The organism is Cyclobacterium amurskyense, from assembly GCF_001050135.1.
Classification (GTDB): Bacteria; Bacteroidota; Bacteroidia; order Cytophagales; family Cyclobacteriaceae; genus Cyclobacterium; species Cyclobacterium amurskyense.
The window spans coordinates 4,699,398-4,715,649 of record NZ_CP012040.1 but is presented as its reverse complement, the minus strand read 5'-3'; the positions used below and the strand labels follow the sequence as shown (position 1 = coordinate 4,715,649).

The 16,252-nt window shown below is 36.9% G+C and carries 14 protein-coding genes; 3 read left to right on the top strand and 11 right to left on the bottom strand.

From position 1 onward, the window contains the following. Positions 1–12 precede the first annotated feature (12 nt). The 3 genes from CA2015_RS19015 to CA2015_RS19005 form a co-directional block, all read right to left on the bottom strand. Positions 13–3,108 carry a SusC/RagA family TonB-linked outer membrane protein gene (locus CA2015_RS19015; protein ID WP_240477845.1) on the bottom strand — a complete coding sequence of 1,032 codons (3,096 nt, stop codon included), beginning with the start codon at positions 3,106–3,108 and terminating at the stop codon, positions 13–15. 235 nt (positions 3,109–3,343) lie between these two features. Then, complete coding sequence (locus CA2015_RS19010) at positions 3,344–3,958, bottom strand: RNA polymerase sigma factor (RefSeq protein WP_048643325.1); 615 nt, start codon at positions 3,956–3,958, stop codon at positions 3,344–3,346. A 467-nt stretch (positions 3,959–4,425) separates the two neighbouring features. Further along, entirely contained in the window at positions 4,426–7,377 is a 2,952-nt protein-coding gene (locus CA2015_RS19005; RefSeq protein ID WP_048643324.1) for an FAD-binding and (Fe-S)-binding domain-containing protein, read from the bottom strand. A gap of 131 nt (positions 7,378–7,508) precedes the next feature. On the opposite strand from CA2015_RS19005, the gene CA2015_RS19000 reads away from it, so the two are divergent. The 3 genes from CA2015_RS19000 to CA2015_RS18990 are packed head-to-tail and all read left to right on the top strand — an operon-like array spanning position 7,509 to position 10,657. Next, entirely contained in the window at positions 7,509–8,480 is a 972-nt protein-coding gene (locus CA2015_RS19000) for a phosphotransferase (RefSeq protein WP_048643323.1), read from the top strand. Continuing rightward, entirely contained in the window at positions 8,467–9,738 is a 1,272-nt protein-coding gene (locus tag CA2015_RS18995; protein ID WP_048643322.1) for an ADP-ribosylglycohydrolase family protein, read from the top strand. Before CA2015_RS19000 ends, CA2015_RS18995 begins: the two co-directional genes overlap by 14 nt. 43 nt (positions 9,739–9,781) lie before the next feature. Further along, the gene (locus CA2015_RS18990) at positions 9,782–10,657 is read left to right on the top strand and encodes a bile acid:sodium symporter family protein (RefSeq protein WP_048643321.1); all 876 of its coding nucleotides are present in this window, start codon (positions 9,782–9,784) and stop codon (positions 10,655–10,657) included. Between the two features lie 45 nt (positions 10,658–10,702). Here the strand turns inward: CA2015_RS18990 and CA2015_RS18985 are convergent, their stop codons facing one another. From CA2015_RS18985 to gloA2, 8 genes are all read right to left on the bottom strand, one after another. Then, positions 10,703–11,218: a hypothetical protein gene (locus tag CA2015_RS18985; protein ID WP_048643320.1), complete on the bottom strand. Its 516-nt coding sequence runs from the start codon at positions 11,216–11,218 to the stop codon at positions 10,703–10,705. Positions 11,219–11,513: 295 nt separating this feature from the next. Beyond that, a complete protein-coding gene (locus CA2015_RS18980; RefSeq protein WP_157470548.1) occupies positions 11,514–11,765 on the bottom strand; it encodes a hypothetical protein in 252 nt (83 codons plus the stop codon). 196 nt (positions 11,766–11,961) lie between these two features. After that, entirely contained in the window at positions 11,962–12,729 is a 768-nt protein-coding gene (locus CA2015_RS18975; RefSeq protein WP_048643318.1) for a sterol desaturase family protein, read from the bottom strand. Positions 12,730–12,733: 4 nt separating this feature from the next. Beyond that, on the bottom strand, positions 12,734–13,453 hold the full coding sequence (locus CA2015_RS18970) for a hypothetical protein (RefSeq protein WP_048643317.1): 720 nt from the start codon (positions 13,451–13,453) through the stop codon (positions 12,734–12,736). Between the two features lie 91 nt (positions 13,454–13,544). Then, a complete protein-coding gene (locus CA2015_RS18965) occupies positions 13,545–14,132 on the bottom strand; it encodes a Crp/Fnr family transcriptional regulator (protein ID WP_048643316.1) in 588 nt (195 codons plus the stop codon). Between the two features lie 96 nt (positions 14,133–14,228). Continuing rightward, on the bottom strand, positions 14,229–14,864 hold the full coding sequence (locus CA2015_RS18960; RefSeq protein WP_048643315.1) for an MOSC domain-containing protein: 636 nt from the start codon (positions 14,862–14,864) through the stop codon (positions 14,229–14,231). 68 nt (positions 14,865–14,932) lie between these two features. Next, complete coding sequence (locus tag CA2015_RS18955) at positions 14,933–15,538, bottom strand: DapH/DapD/GlmU-related protein (protein ID WP_048643314.1); 606 nt, start codon at positions 15,536–15,538, stop codon at positions 14,933–14,935. Beyond that, positions 15,535–15,921 (bottom strand): SMU1112c/YaeR family gloxylase I-like metalloprotein, encoded by a 387-nt coding sequence (gene gloA2 / locus CA2015_RS18950; protein WP_394332052.1) that lies wholly within the window; start codon positions 15,919–15,921, stop codon positions 15,535–15,537. Before gloA2 ends, CA2015_RS18955 begins: the two co-directional genes overlap by 4 nt. Between the last annotated feature and the right edge of the window lie 331 nt (positions 15,922–16,252).

Sequence of the window (16,252 nt, the reverse complement as noted above, 5' to 3'; positions counted from 1 at the left end):
ACTAAATTAGAATTAAAAACTAACATCCAGCCCTACAGAATAGCCCTTCATAACTGGTAATCCAGACGGTTGCAGTCCACTTCCAGTTTCAGGATCCCAGCCTTCCCAACTCGTCCATGTAGCTAAGTTTTTTCCACTCACAAAAATCTTCACTCCTTGAAGCCCCAACTTCTCTACAATTAAGGCTTTATTCATCCTATACGAAAGTGAAACATCCTGAAGTCTAACAAAACTTCTGTCTCCATAATACTGGTACTCAATACCCGCAACCTGATCCTGACCTCTGTACCTGGCATCAGGATTAGCAGGAGTCCAATAGTCATAATCTACAAACAAATTGTTTCTTCTCGCATTGTCCGATTGGCCAAAATTTGGATTATTCAATCCTAGATAACCATTTTTACCTCCCTGAATTGAGTTTATAAAAAACCTGAAAGTAAAGTTTTTATAATTGAATTCATTGAGCAAACCAAAATTGTATGCAGGCTCTTCTCTACCTATAATTACACGGTCAAGAGCATCTACTACCCCGTCACCATTCTGATCTACAATTCTATGGGTACCCACAAAAAATCCTGAAGGCGCTTCTTCTCCCAACTGTATGATACCTGCAGATTCATAATCGTAAATTGAATTAATGGATTCATTAATAAATAATCCACTACCAATTAAATCATCCTCATTTCCATCTCCATCAGAATCAAGACCAAGTAAAGAAACTATTCTGTTTCTATTAGAGGCAATATTAAAACTTGCATTCCAATTGAAATCACCCTTTTCTATAATATCGCCTTTCAGCACAAATTCAATTCCTCTATTCGCAATTTCTCCCACATTCGTTGCAATGCTTGAAAAACCAGTAACTTCAGGAATATTAATATTGTAAAGCAAATCATTGGTAGTGTTTTGGTAATAATCCAGAGTTCCTGAAAAACGGTCTTGAAGAAATGAAAAGTCAAAGCCAAAGTTAAATCCTGTAGTGGTTTCCCATGCAAGGTTTGAATTTGACAAGCTATTTACAGTTTGTCCGAAAACGGTGCTCCCTCCATTTCCGAAAACATAGGCAGGATATATGGAAACTCTCGCTAAAGAGGAATACCTGTTGGTTAGGTTTCCATTGGTTCCATAGGATCCTCTAAATTTAAGGTAGTTTATCACAGATTCCTTCAGAAAATCCTCTTCGCTGATTACCCAACCAAGACCTAAAGAGGGGAAAATTCCAAATTTATTGTTTTTAGAAAATCCTGAAAAACCATCTCTACGAACAGTAGCCGTAACCATGTATTTGCTACTAAAATCATAATTAGCCCTAATGGTTTGGTAAATGTAACTTTCATCCCAAGCACTTGAATTTATCAACTGAAGCTGGCCTAAGCTTAAATCATTGTATCCTAAACTAAGATTGGAATAATTGGTACCATTTGCTTCAGTGCTTTCATATTTTAACTCCCTGCGTCCTACTACCATGGTAAGGTCAAGGTTGTGCTTGTTGTTAAAACTCTTGCGGTAGGTTAAAATATTATCAAGGGTCCAGTCATAAGCATTGTAATTTCTTTTGAATGCTTCACCAGCAGCTCCAGCACCATATACATTGCTTCTATAATGTCTTCTCCAAGTATAGTTGTTACCAAAATTAACCCGGTATTTCAATCCTTCGATAAAAGGGATTTCTATGTCCATGTAAACATTGGCAAACAGGTTATTCCGTTTGTCAAAATCATTGGAAAGAGGGCTCAAAAATGGGTTGGCTCGAATGGCTCCATCAGGATTCAGTATAATATTGCCATCCTCATCATATGGAGTCACCAATGGAGGCATGGTAGTAATTTGGCTTAAGGCAGGAATTTCACCAGAGTTATCTGCAAATGAGCCAAAGGTCTGGACGCCAAATCTAAACCAATCCAATATTTGATGATCTAAATTGATCCTGGCAGTTATCCTTTCATATTGGTCATTCATAATAAAGCCATCCTGTTTGGTATATCCAGTGGAAATGAAATAAGAAGTGGCTTCAGAGGCTCCTCTTACACTTAAATTATGATTGTTAATTAACCCTGTCTGGGTTGCAGCATCCCACCAATCAAAGTTGGTTCCATTCTCAAATCCAGCATATATTGCAGGCTCAAATAAAGCAGCAACATTGTAATCAGGATTAGGTTGGGTATAATCAGGAGCCAAATAAGACTGTGGCCAATCCTGATCTCTCACCTTCTGTAAAAATCCATCTCTATCCAATAATTTAGGTCTATTGGTTGGACTTTGGGTAGTAACTGTACCTGTGTAATTAAAAATAGGTTTCTGTTCCATTTTACCCCCTTTGGTAGTAATCATTATCACACCATTTGCTGCTTGTGCACCAAAAATGGCCATACTACTGGCATCCTTCAATACATCAATAGAGGCTATATCTGCTGGATTTAAATCCGACATACTACCAGTAAATATTATCCCATCTACAACAATCAAAACACTTTGATTCCCACTAAGTGTCGTTCTACCACGTACTGAAATAGATGGGCTTGCTCCAGCTCTATTAACCTGCCCTACATTCAATCCTGGAACTGATCCTTGAAGGGATTGAGCAATATTAACATTAGGAGACTCCCTAAATGCTTCAATATCAGCCCTTACCACAGACCCTGTCACATCACGCTTCTTTTGGGTTCCATATCCTACAACCACCACTTCCTCTAGGGAGGTATCGTCCAGCTCCATGGCTATTGTCAGTTGTGACTGATTTCCTACTAGGATGGATTTGGTAGTATAACCAATAAACGAAATTAAAAGCGTTTCTCCCTCCGCTACATCAATGGAGAAATTTCCGTCAATATCAGAAACAGTTCCCTGAGTACTATTGGCAATAGTAATCGTTGCTCCTGGCATGGGGTCACCATTCTCATCTGTTACCACCCCCGTAATGGTTACCTTAATGGCCTCTGAGGAAAATGGGTTATCTTCATTATACTTTAAGTGGCTAAGGGCATTTACATCCTTCGATTTATAATTAATTGGCTTCAAAAACTCATGCTCAGGACTTGCTAGCAAGCAGTCAATGCTAAAGCTCTGAAGGATGAAGGTTAAAGCAAATAACCTGAATATATTATTCATGTTATTATGTACATTTTTTTGCATATCTGTTAATTATTTTGGGTAATTATTTTAGTTTAATTCTTTAATTCTTTACTTTTTTTTGAAGTTTAATCCATAGGCATATTTAAAGTTTAGGTAGGTTAGGTTATGAATTTAAATTTATTTGACACAATGATTCAATTGGTTTCATTAAAACCGGACATTTTCATAAAATGGTTGAAAGTCTCTCTTTCTGAAGTGATAATTCAAAAAATCAGTAAAACTGCAAAAGAGTTAAAAAAACAAGTATTGAAATACCAGACACAATGTGCTTTTTTAAATTAGCAATGGCCTTCCATGCAATAGTGTAAACAGAACGAAGGTTAATGCCCATCAATTTGGAGACTTCTTCATAGGACAATTGCTCGAAAAAAAGCAAGTGGATGGCCTGCTTTTGTCGCAAAGGTATTTTGTCAAGTGCATTAGCCAATTTGATTTGCAGCCCCTTCTCTCGTTGGATATCGATCAATTCACTTTCTATAGATTCAACGACAATAGTATTGTCAATTCCATCCTTCCACTCCACCGTAAGTAATTTGGTTTTCTGTTGATTTTCCCTGAAAATTTTATGCGATAGAGCCCTTAGGAGATAGGCCTTTACATGGACAGCTTTACCTAAGGATTTATGATATTTCCATAAATCTATAAATACCTCTTGTATACAATCCTGAATAAAGTTTTCATCCTTTGACAGTGCTATGCCATAATTAAAAAGTGTCACAATATATTCTTTGTAAAGCCCCTCAAGTCCCTGACGGTTGCCTTTCATTAACAAATCCCAATAATAATTGGAATCCATAGAAGGATTATTGCTAGTTAAAGGGTTCATTTTGGGTTTTTGATAATAAAGTTTTCAATTATAGCTAAAATATAATTTTCATACAAGGGGTATTATGACAATGGTATTAGTGACGGCTATTTGGTACCTGTCAATAAAATACATTAATATATCAAGCTATTTTCTGTACTTAATGTGGGGATCCATCAATAATAAATATGGACCAGCGTAAGGAAATAAATAAATTGATTTTGAACATAAATCAAAGATAAAAATGCATAAGGCCTAACAAACTTCTAAACAGCAAAAGGGTATTTGTACAGCAGAAACTTTGAATTAAGCAAATTTATAAATAGGACTGCTAATCACCCTAAATAAATGGAAAATCATCCCCAAAAGTATAAGCCCTTTTAATCAAAAAATAGACATCCATCCCATGGTCTCAATTTGATAAGCCTGTAAATAATCCAAAAAAAAATGGCCGAACTTAAAGTGGTTCAGCCATTTACAATTTGGTATCAATCTTTCAATCCAGCGGCAGCAAATAGAATCTCAACCGGGTGGTTTGCTTTCTTTCCTGTCCCATCTGCGATCTGATGGCGACAACTTGTACCGGGTGCAGCAATCAAATCACCTTCAGCAGCTTTTCTGACAGCTGGAAATAAAACCATTTCTCCAATCTGCATACTTAATTCATAATGCTCTTTTTCGTAGCCAAATGAACCGGCCATCCCACAGCAACCTGAAGGGATTACGCTCACTTGGTAGTTCTCTGGCAATTCAAGTATTTTCTTGGAATAATTAACTGAGGATAACGCTTTTTGATGGCAATGCCCATGTAATTTTATCTGACGCTTTTCCTTAGTAAAGCTTTCTGGTTTTATATTGCCCGCAATGGCCTCTTTGGCCAAAAACTCGTCTACCAACTCACAATGAAACTTTATAGATTTTGCCTTTTCTTTCAAGTTAGCACTTACAAGTCTCGGATATTCATCTCTAAAGCTTAGAATGGCTGAAGGCTCTATGCCCAAAAGTGGACTTTCTGCACTAATTAAAGAGGAAAATATTTCAACGTTTTTGTCCGCCATTTTTTGCGCATGATCAAGTAAGCCTTTAGACATGGCTCCTCTTCCACTCTCCACATGGTCGACCATCTTTACCTCATAACCTAAATGCCTTAGCAGCTTAATGGCCTTAATACCTGTAGCCGTATCATTGTGGTTGGTAAATTCATCACAGAAAAAATAAACAGATTTTATAACCGGTTTACCCGTCAATCTTGAATAATTTTTCTTGTACCATTTTCGTAAAGATTGAGGACTCAACTCAGGCAAATGCCTTTCTGGTGCTACCCCAAGCATCTTTTTCATCAAACTACCTGTAAATCCATTGGACAAAAAGAAGTTGGCAATGCCTGGAACCATACTACCCAATTCATTCAGTGAATTTATATGAGTAAACGCCTTTGATCTCAAAGGAACTGGGTTGGATTTATAGTATTGGTATTGAAACTCAGCCTTTATCGTGGCCATGTCTACGTTAGAAGGACATTCTGAAGTACAGCCCTTGCAAGAGAGACAAAGGTCCATTACTTCCTTAATTTCTGGATGATCAAAAGGGTTTTGCTTCTCACTATTTGTCAAAAATTCACGTAAAGTATTGGCTCTACCACGTGTGGTGTCTTTTTCATATCGGGTCGCCTGATAACTTGGACACATGGTTCCTCCTCCAGAATTGGGGAGTTTTCTGCAATCCCCTGAACCATTACATTTTTCAGCCATAGGAAGTATTCCTCCTACATGGCTAAAATCAAACTTAGTTTTATGTTCTTTTTTAGGCAAATCAGCCTCATACCTCAATGAGGAGTTCATAGGGGGAGCATCTACTATTTTTCCCGGATTAAAAATGCCTTTGGGGTCCCATTTGGCTTTTACCCGCTTAAATAGATCATAGTTTTCCTGCCCTACCATTAAAGGAATAAAAGCAGCCCTTAGCCTACCATCACCATGCTCACCACTTAAAGAACCATTGTATTTTTTCACCAGTTTGGCACTGGCTTCACTTATTTTATAAAATTCATCAACATCTTTTGACTTTTTAAGGTCAAGTATGGGTCTTAGGTGAATTTCACCAGCTCCTGCATGAGCATAATAAACAGATTGTTGGCCAAATTCTGCGATCAGTTTCGCAAAATCATCAATATAATCTGCCAAATCATCAATATCTACAGCAGTGTCCTCGATACAAGCAACAGCTTTCTTATCACCTGGAATATTCGCTAACAATCCCAAACCTGCACTTCTCAACTCCCAGGCGCTGCTTGTTCGTTCAGGGCCTATTATAGGAAACGCATAACCGAGATCCACCTTTTTAAGCGATTCGATAAATACTGCTCCTTTTGCTTTTGCCTCCTCAATGGTTTTCCCTCTAAACTCAACCATTAAAATGGCCATAGGATCCCCCTCTACAAAATCTCGATTTTTACTTTGTTCAACATTCTCCTTGGTACAATCCAAGATGTTTTTATCCATCAACTCTACAGCTGTAGGCTTTTCTTTCATGGCCACCTGAGCCGCTTTCATGCTGTCATGAATAGTCTCAAAGTGAGCCGCTACCACAATATCAAAAGGATCTGGAAGTGGATCGAGGTGAATTTTAATTTCTGTAGTGATTGCTAAAGTACCTTCTGATCCACATAATAATTTACAAAAATCAAATGGAGCATCTTTATCAGAAAAAAGCTGAGACTCCAAAAGGTAATCTAAGGCATAACCAGTATTTCTTCTATGTATGCTCTCTTTGGGGAAATGTTCCCTAATATTTTTTTGTATTTCCGGACGGCTTAATTCTTCCTTTACATGTCGATAAAGTTCACCTTCCAGATTTTCTTGTTTGCATTTAAGTTCAAAATCACTTTCAGTCATGGACTTGAAAACAGCCTCAGACCCATCGGATAGCAAGACTTTCAGCTCTAGCACATGCTCTCTGGTACTACCATATACGATAGAGGTGGTACCACAACTGTTGTTACCAACCATACCGCCTATCATGGCTCTGGTAGCTGTACTCGTAATAGGGCTAAAGAAATACCCATATTCCTTTAAGTAATTGTTCAATTCATTTCTCACAACTCCTGGCTGAACCCTTACCCATCCTTCGTCCTTATTGAACTCAATGATTTTGTTTAGGTATTTGGAAACATCCACAACTATTCCATCTCCTACACACTGACCGGCTAGGGAAGTTCCTGCTGTTCTTGGAATTAATGATAGGTTATTTGAATTGGCAAAATGAATTAGTTTTTTTATATCAGAAGGGCTTTTAGGCAAGGCCACAGCTGTGGGTAGGGACCGGTACACTGAAGCGTCAGTGGCATACAAAGTTTTCATCAAACTATCGTAATGCAGTTCACCATCCAATTCAAGCGACAACTGGCTCAAAAGTGGACTGTCTGTTTTTGTTTTACTCATGACCCAAAAATAAAACAGTTAATGCTAGAAAAGAACTAGGATCAATGTTTTTATTTAAGTAAAATAATCTTTCTTACCATTTTGATTTCTATTCTGGTAAATGAAGGTTAATTTTCTAAAAAAATAATTAAATGTTTATTACAATCCCACTTGAACCCAAACAAATCTCCTACCTGAAAGGGAATGGAATGTTGCTTTCGGGCGAAGAAGTAATTGATTCGTATCAGGCAGGAAAAGGGAACATGAATGTCACCCTGAAGATAAAAACCAACAAACGCATCTTTGTCCTGAAACAATCACGGCCATATGTTGTCAAATTTCCGGAAGTGCCTGCCCCATTAAATAGGATAGAAATAGAATTAAAATTCTACAATGAAATAAATAAAGACAATTTATTGGCCTGCTTTTCTCCAGCCGTATTGGGATTTGATAAAAATGCCTGGCTCCTGGCCATAGAACACTTGGATAAAGGAGGCGATTATTTGTGGCTATATGAAAACAAAAACAGCCTCAATAAAAAGGTTATAGACCTTTTGTTGACCTATCTTAAAAAACTGCACCAATTACCCGTAACTGATTTCCCTATCAACCAAGAGATGAGGAAACTGAATCACCAGCACATTTTTGTATTGCCTTTTTTACCTGACAATGGATTTAACCTGGACCAAATCCAGGAAGGCTTACAAGATCTATCTACCATGGTGAAAGACAAGCCTGAACTAATAGAGAAAATAAATCTTTTAGGGGAAAGGTACCTGAAGCCGGGAGATGTGCTTATTCATGGAGATTTCTATCCAGGTAGCTGGTTTGAGACGGAAAAGGGATTAAAAATCATAGATACAGAATTTGCATTTTTAGGCGAGCCAGAATTTGATTTGGCCGTCATGTTAGCCCATTTAAAACTTTCATCCACTGCTGTAAGCGAACTACTCAGAATCATTGAAAGCTACCCCTTAAAAAATGAAATTTTAGCACAGTATACTGGTGTTGAAATATTGCGTAGACTGTTTGGCTTGGCACAACTTCCCCTTTCTCTATCCTTAGAAGAGAAAAAAAAATTAGCAACATTTGCCATAAATCTGATTATGAATGAGAAATTTTAACTTTTGTATCTATGTTTTCATTGGCTGTTGTTTATGGGCCTGTGAAGGGGGAAAACAAGAGAATACTAATAAAGCTGACTTACCAGTTTCCGAACTAAGCAAATCTGAACTATCTGATAAAGTGAAAGGCCTAATTGTGGGAAGTGCCATTGGTGATGCCATGGGAGCTCCTACAGAAATGTGGGCCAGGGAAGATATTCAAAAGACCTATGGTTGGGTTACTGGTTTGGACACCATGGTTCGAGAAGTCTCGCCAGAGGGAATATGGAAGGCCAATCTACCAGCTGGAGGTACTACAGATGATACCCGTTGGAAAGCCTTGATTGTGGATTTCATGTCGGAGCAAAATAGCCTGAGCCTAGATGTAGACGCCTTCTCTAATCACATTATACAAACTTACGAAGCATATTTTAACAGGTACAAATCCTTGAAGCCTGACCAAACTAAAGACTTGGAAGAGACAAACCTTAAAGTCTTGTGGTTACAAGAATGGTATAAGGTCTCTCTTGCCATAAAGGAAAATAAACTCAAACCTTACCAAAAGGCCATGGGTAAATTCTATGGTGGTGAAATGGTATGTGCCGGCTTATTGTATGCCCCTGCTCTGGGCTTATTGTACCCCAGCGACCCGGAAATGGCCTACAATCAAGCCTATAATTTAAGTATTTACGATCTGGGACTGGCCAAAGACATAAGTGCCCTCTCTGCTGCTATGACATCTGCTGCACTTACTGCTAATGGTAATCAAAATGAGGTTTTGCGTGTTTTAAAGGATATAGACCCCGAAGGTTACTTCTCTAGTCGTCTTGTAGGTAGAAGCAGTTATCGGGTATATGAGTTGGCTCTGGATATTGTTGCAGAAGCCAAAGACAGTTTAGGTACAGAATTAAAACCAAACAAAACCACCTTAATCCCAGAGTCCTCTATTCTTCGTGCCTACCAACTCCTGGATCAGAACCTCCAAGACATGCCTTTCCATGCTGCCGAAATCCACCTTCAGGTACTTACAGCCATGCTTTTCAACGATTTCAAATTTAAGGAGACAATGATTTTCCTAGTAAATTATGGGAGAGACAATGATACTACCGCAGCGATTGCTGGGGCGATTTTAGGTGCATACCACGGCTATGCCCAACTACCCATAGAAATGCGGGAACAGGTGGAAAAAGTAAATGATGAATTATTGGACATAAATCTTGAAAAATTGGCGGAAAAGCAAATTAATAATACCCTTTCACTATACTTATGGCCCGATTAAATAGTTTTCAAGTAATAAAATAAAACCACCCAAAATAACAACTATGGAAAGTAATGTGTTAACTGCTGTTTTTCTCCCTTTAGCGCTGGCTTTTATTATGCTTGGCATGGGACTAACCCTAAGTTTAAAGGACTTTAAAAACATCTTTGTTTCCCCTAAGGCATTAAGTCTTGGTCTTTTTTGTCAATTAATTATGTTACCGGTCTTGGGATTTATCCTCATCCTTGCCTTTGGTCTCTCAGGTTCGATGGCTGTAGGCGTTATGATCATTGCAAGCTGCCCTGGAGGACCTACTTCCAATATGATCACCCACCTTTGCAAAGGTGATACGGCCCTTTCTATCAGCCTCACCGCGATGAGTTCTATCATAACGATCGTCACCATTCCTCTGTACATCAACTATTCGATTATCTTTTTTGGTGAAGAAGGAACAGTTGCACTACCTGTTTTACAAACCATTGTCCAAATAACCGGTGTGACGCTAGTTCCAGTCGCCATTGGTATGTTCTTAAAACATCTCTTTCCTGCCCTCTCCCAAAAAGCTGATAAAACAGTAAGAATCGCCTCTATTGTGTTTTTTGTAATCATTGTAGGTGGTGCCATCTTTAAGGAGAAAGACAATATTATCGGTTTCTTTGCCGAAGCAGGACCTGTTACCTTGATCTTGAATGTGCTTACCTTCGGTTTTGCCTTCTTGCTTGCCAAGCTTTTTGCATTGCCTTACAAGCAACAAATATCCATTAGTATTGAATCAGGCATTCAAAATGGCACACTTGGCATCATGATCGCGGCCACCTTATTGCAAAATTCCGCCATGGTGATCCCTGTGGTCATTTACAGTTTGATCATGTTTATTGCCTCCATATTGGTAATCGTATTTGCAGGGAAAAATGAAAAGCCTGAATTGGCGAGTAATTGATTGAGAAATCAATTGCTCCTATTGCTGGAATGTTAAAACTTGTTTTTAGAATTGGTTTTCCTTTAAATCTTTAGCCAGACTGGCAACTTTCAATTTTCTGTTCCGCTTTATGTATGCCATGTCTGATGAATTGTCAACCATCAACTGCCGGTTGTAGTAATTGATATGTTCAAAAATGCCAAATAAATTGGCTAAAACAGCCCAAAGCATTAAATTTTCTGGGATAATTTTCCAGTTATTTAAAAAAAGTTGGATGATAAAAACTACAGGTATTAACCCTATCAACAGTAAATTTAATTTCTTTGCGTTTTTAAAAAGGTTTAAGTTTTTTTCTTGATTGAACGGCTTTTCTATCAATCGGTAGTATTTCAATTTCCAATAGTGTTGTCCTTGGATCAATATTACTATGCAGATCAAGAGACCATATAGTAGAAATACTATATCAGAAATGGAATTCTTAAAAATGAGGTATATAAAAATCAATGGAAATGAAACAAAAGCATGAAACCTTTCCATTGGGTAATATTTCTTTAGTCGGTTAATCAGTTTTTGTTTACCCATCTTTTCTGTTTAGTCCATAGCTTTGAATAAAAAGCGCAGACCCAATAAATTCAAAATATCTAAAACGGCTTTTAACCCGGATTATGTAATAGAATTCGTGATGAGTGTTGCAATCGCAAGAAAATCAGGCTGTTTGGAGATTTTAGCATAGCACCGCTATGGTGAAATTGAAAACAGCAACGAAGTGGCTGATTTTAAAGCGATTTCAGCACGTAATAGAATGTCTATTGCATATTTCGGGTTTAATTTGTAAAGCCGTCCCAAAGTATAAATGTAGGAAGATATTTTCGCTTACTTAAGAGACAAGAGAATCAAAAAAATCCTTTAACATCACTGAGGTTGGAAGCGTAAAGGTCAAAGGTAAAAGAATTGTAATCACTTTTATCCACCATCTCTTTTTTGAAAGCAAAACAAGAATGACCCCTAATGGGTATAAAATAAGGCTTAGGAATAGAAAAAACATTGTCCATGAAAAATAACTGGCCAAAAGTATGGCAACAAGCCCTCCAATGTAGAAAGCATTGCGTTTTTTTAATTCTTCCATCATGTAAATTTTAGGGTTCTGATAATAATTGCAGGCTAATCAAGCTGAAATTTGCAAAGGATAACCCACTCCTGGAAAGGTAGAGAAGCCACTACCAATAGGTTTTAATTCTATATATTATCCTAATATAACAATTAAATATTTTACAATAATGATTTAAAAGAATTTTATTTTGAACCAAGTATAATAAACCAGCCTACTATTGGCCAAACCTTCTTTTTTGTATTCGATCATAATCCATCCTATAATTTGGGTTTTCCGTCTTTAATAACCTGTCCCAAAACCTAAAATACAAACCATAATTCCCCTTAGGTTTTGCATGATGAAGATTATGATAAGTTGAGCTAATGAGTACTTCAAACAAAAGAGAGTTCCTGAACCATTTTGGTGCAATTTCATAGCCTAAATGCCCATAAACGTTAATACAAAAAGACAATAACCCAAAAAGTATCAATGACAAAGGATGCATGGGAATCAAACATAAAATTAAAGGAACAGCCATGGCTTCAGTAATTGCTTCATAAAAATGAAAAGAAAATGAAGTCCATGGAGAGGGATTTGTAGACTTATGATGAGTTAAATGTATACTCTTGAACAATTTAGGGTGATGTACAACCCTGTGCATCCAATAAAAATAGCTGTCATGCAGTATTAAGGCTAATAGTATGCTTAATGGTATCCACAGAAAATGGTATTCATGAAAATCATTGTAAATAGCAACATAATCACGGAGTGGGGTAAATAAAAACAAAGCTATCACCAGTCCAATCACAAAACTCGATTGCACTGAATGCAAAATCTCACGGATAAAATCTTTATTCTTAGCAAGACCCAACTGAATTTTGTTCTTAAAAAATTTATTGGGATAAAACTTATAGAAAATCACAAAAGCCGTACCTGCAACCATAAAGTAGCGAATAATATTGCTCGCTATAGGAGTAAAATAGTGAAGGCTTATTCCCTCCATGGTTTTATTCGTTTATATTGATTTCATAATCATTCTCATTTACTGTTAAGGAAACACTGCCATTTCCATTGAAAACAATTGTACCATTAAAAGAAAAGGGAATATTTTCACTCAATCCTGATAGAACAAATGTTCCTCCACCAGAGGATATGCTGTAATTTGATTTATCGATAAGCACATCAACCAAATCAACATTAAATTTACTCGATAAACTTCTTGTTTTTAGGTTTGTGGTGATGCTTTGGTTTCCTTCTCTATTAAAAAAACCACTAAACAAGAGCGAAGAAGCTGATGGCTGTAATCCTGAAATGTCTATGGCAGTATTGGTAACATCATTTGAATTAATTCTTGATGTTGAATAACTACCAACTGAACTGGCCTCAAATTCCACCATTTGTGGTACATTAAAACCATTGCAAGCCATCATATAGGACCAATCTATCTCATAATCTGCTAATATAGGAGCCTCGTTATAATTATAATTTAAGGAGGCTTCATACAAGGTGCCGCAAAGCTCATTTAAGGTGATATCTGTAGTCAATTCTTCAGAAAAGGTGTTCGTCATTTCATTCAAACCTCCTGTACTTTTTTGCAGGGAGCTTTCTATTAGCACTACAGCTTCCTCTTCAGAGACTACATTTTTAACTTCCATATCTTCCTCGTTTGTGCAAGAAATCAAGGATTGAATTACAATGGCTGTAACAATTGATTTTGAAAGTGTCATGATATTCGTTTTTAAGTTTAACAATGACACAAATCTATAACAGCCCTAAGGCTAAAGGCGTTAACAAAAGATAATTTATGAAACCGGAGGATTAGTTTTTGGTGGCTATCCTTTTTCTAATCCTGCTAAGTGAAACGGGAGTAATGCCAAGAACATTTGCAATGTATTTATCCTGAACCCTATTGGTAATCCCTGGGTAGTCTTTTACAAACCTTAGGTACCTTTCTTCTGGAGTTAGCAAGACGAAAGACTCAACCCTCTCCATGGACTCTTTTAATAAACGTTGAAGCACATACTTTCTATTGGCCTCTAATTTCGGATTCCTTGAAACCAAATCCTGCAATACATCATAATCAATAAAAAATACCTCAGTATTTTCCAATGCTTCATAAAAAAATCTGGAGGCTTGGCTAAACAAAATCAAATCAACATTGGCAACAACCTGATGTTCTGGGATTAATTTTAAGGTAATTTCTTCTCCCTTGTCATTGATGTTAAAACAACGAACCAAACCACTTTTAATATAGAAAACATCATTCCTTTTGGAGCCTTCATTTATGAGAAGCTCTTTCTTCCTAAATGAACCATTTTTTGCAGCCTTTAATAAAACCTGGATATCCTTTAAACTAAGCTCCTTGCCAAACTTATAAATTTGTTTTAATCTGTTTAAATCGACCATTTAAGTAAAAGCTAATTGTACTTGAAATTCCTATACTAAAAATAGAATATACACAGCATAAAGAATATTTTCATGATCGAGGCATTATTAACCCTACTATTCAATACAATTGCTTAATAAAATCCTCTTTTTGGGAGGAATTGCTTTGCTTTTAGCTGCAATTTTCAGCAATTCCTGGTTCTTTTCTTTTGCGAATACCAGTTGAAATAAGGATGCCACGGTTAAACTGTTTTCAGGCCGTTCTACCAGGATAAATTCGTCACCAATACCAACATGTCCTTCTTCTAGAATGCTTACATAAGTACCACCAAAACCATGTTCAATAAATTGCTTAAGTACTTTTTGGGTTCCAAATTTATGTCCAAACTTATAACAGGGTTCTCTGTATTGGGAAATCTGAACCATGGCATCCCCTACCTTATAAATCGCCCCCAACAGCACCTCTCTTTCATCAAATCCACTAACTGTAAGGTTTTCTCCAAACATGCCCCAAGACCAATCAAGATCAGGATACAAATCCTTCCAGTAGGGGTATTGTTCAGCAGAAAACAAATAACAGGCTTTATAATAGCCTCCATGATTCAAGCGATTGGAAATCTCATCACCTAAAACATCGTTTTTCGTTAAATAGAGCCGTTCATTTGTAGGCTTTTTATAGATGCCAGTTGTTTCTTCCTTGCCTTTCCAAAGAAAGGTAGTTGGTGTTCCAATATTCGTTGAGATTATTTTCATAGGCTGTTATTTTCAAGAATTCCCTATATACGAAGAAGGATAACAATGCTTTGACCCTTCCCTATTCATTACTTTACTTGTTCAATTAATTCGAGTCTTTTGACGATACTGTTTACTTCTAAAATTGAACCTGGAGACAATACTGCATTGGCACCAATTTTAGAATTATCGCCTACCAATGACCCGAATTTTTCTGTTTTTGTATCAATTAGCTGTCCATTATGCTTAATGAAAATCGTTTTAATCTGTCTTTCATTAAAGTGGTTGGCACAAATTGAACCTGCTTCAAAATTAATGTTTTTGCCTATTACACTGTTCCCAATATAGTTGAAGTGGGCTATTGCAGAGTTGTCTAAAATTATCGATTGTTTGACTTCTGAACCCGGACCGATTTTAACAGATTTACCTAAATAAATAGGCCCTCTAAAGTAAGCGTGTGCTCCTATAAAGCAATTTTCAGAAATAATTAGGCTCCCCTTCAAAATTGCGCCTTGTTCTACCGTTGCCGTTTTATGTATTGCTATATTGTCTTCAATCCTATATTCAGATGACAGTTTGGATATTCGTTCATTAATGGTGTTTTCCAAGTCGTTGATAAACTCCCAAGGCGCTTTATTGATGCTTTGAGGGAAAAGTAAATTAAACCCGTCAATATATTGCCCAATATTTATCATACTTCGTAAAATTCGATTGGCAAATTGTCTGGGTCAGCGATAAAGGTAAACTTCTTATTGGTGAATTCATCTATTCGAACTTCTTCTGCTACTACCTCCTTTAATTTCAAATATTCAATCGCCTCCTTTATATCCTTTACTCCAAAAGCAATATGCCTCAAACCATTCGCTTCGGGCCTTGAGGGTCTTGATGGTGGGTCTGGAAAAGAGAAAAGTTCGATTAAATATTCCCCGTTTAAGGAAAGGTCAAGTTTATAGGATTGCCTTTCTTCTCTGTAGATTTCTTTGTCAATCGTAAATCCCAAAATATCGGTGTAAAACTTTTTAGATCTATTGTAGTCCGAACAAATTATTGCGATGTGGTGTAGCTTATCAATTTTCACTATATCTATTTTTGGTTTCTGAGGGTAATGAACAATGCAGGAAGATACCTATCCCTAAGTGGTGTTTATCCTTATATGCATTACTAATTTAATGGATTAATAAGTATTGTTGACTACATGGAAGTAAATTTCATCGCTGCTTGTTCCAAAATGCCTGATTAAAGTGCAATGCACCTAAAATCTATTTTAATCGTCCTATTAGAAAGCATTTCCGGGACACCAAATACTTCAGCCACTATTGCCAATAATTAAACATTGCTTTCAGCTATTATAATTACAGCATTTGATTCGCATACCAAGCCAGCCTCACTTTGGAAAACTGAGGCGATTA

Coding starts and splice junctions, on each gene's coding strand:
- CA2015_RS19015 (WP_240477845.1), bottom strand. CDS start 3,108: ATGAATAATATATTCAGGTTATTTGCTTTAACCTTCATCCTTCAGAGC.
- CA2015_RS19010 (WP_048643325.1), bottom strand. CDS start 3,958: ATGAACCCTTTAACTAGCAATAATCCTTCTATGGATTCCAATTATTAT.
- CA2015_RS19005 (WP_048643324.1), bottom strand. CDS start 7,377: ATGAGTAAAACAAAAACAGACAGTCCACTTTTGAGCCAGTTGTCGCTT.
- CA2015_RS19000 (WP_048643323.1), top strand. CDS start 7,509: ATGTTTATTACAATCCCACTTGAACCCAAACAAATCTCCTACCTGAAA.
- CA2015_RS18995 (WP_048643322.1), top strand. CDS start 8,467: ATGAGAAATTTTAACTTTTGTATCTATGTTTTCATTGGCTGTTGTTTA.
- CA2015_RS18990 (WP_048643321.1), top strand. CDS start 9,782: ATGGAAAGTAATGTGTTAACTGCTGTTTTTCTCCCTTTAGCGCTGGCT.
- CA2015_RS18985 (WP_048643320.1), bottom strand. CDS start 11,218: ATGGGTAAACAAAAACTGATTAACCGACTAAAGAAATATTACCCAATG.
- CA2015_RS18980 (WP_157470548.1), bottom strand. CDS start 11,765: ATGATGGAAGAATTAAAAAAACGCAATGCTTTCTACATTGGAGGGCTT.
- CA2015_RS18975 (WP_048643318.1), bottom strand. CDS start 12,729: ATGGAGGGAATAAGCCTTCACTATTTTACTCCTATAGCGAGCAATATT.
- CA2015_RS18970 (WP_048643317.1), bottom strand. CDS start 13,453: ATGACACTTTCAAAATCAATTGTTACAGCCATTGTAATTCAATCCTTG.
- CA2015_RS18965 (WP_048643316.1), bottom strand. CDS start 14,132: ATGGTCGATTTAAACAGATTAAAACAAATTTATAAGTTTGGCAAGGAG.
- CA2015_RS18960 (WP_048643315.1), bottom strand. CDS start 14,864: ATGAAAATAATCTCAACGAATATTGGAACACCAACTACCTTTCTTTGG.
- CA2015_RS18955 (WP_048643314.1), bottom strand. CDS start 15,538: ATGATAAATATTGGGCAATATATTGACGGGTTTAATTTACTTTTCCCT.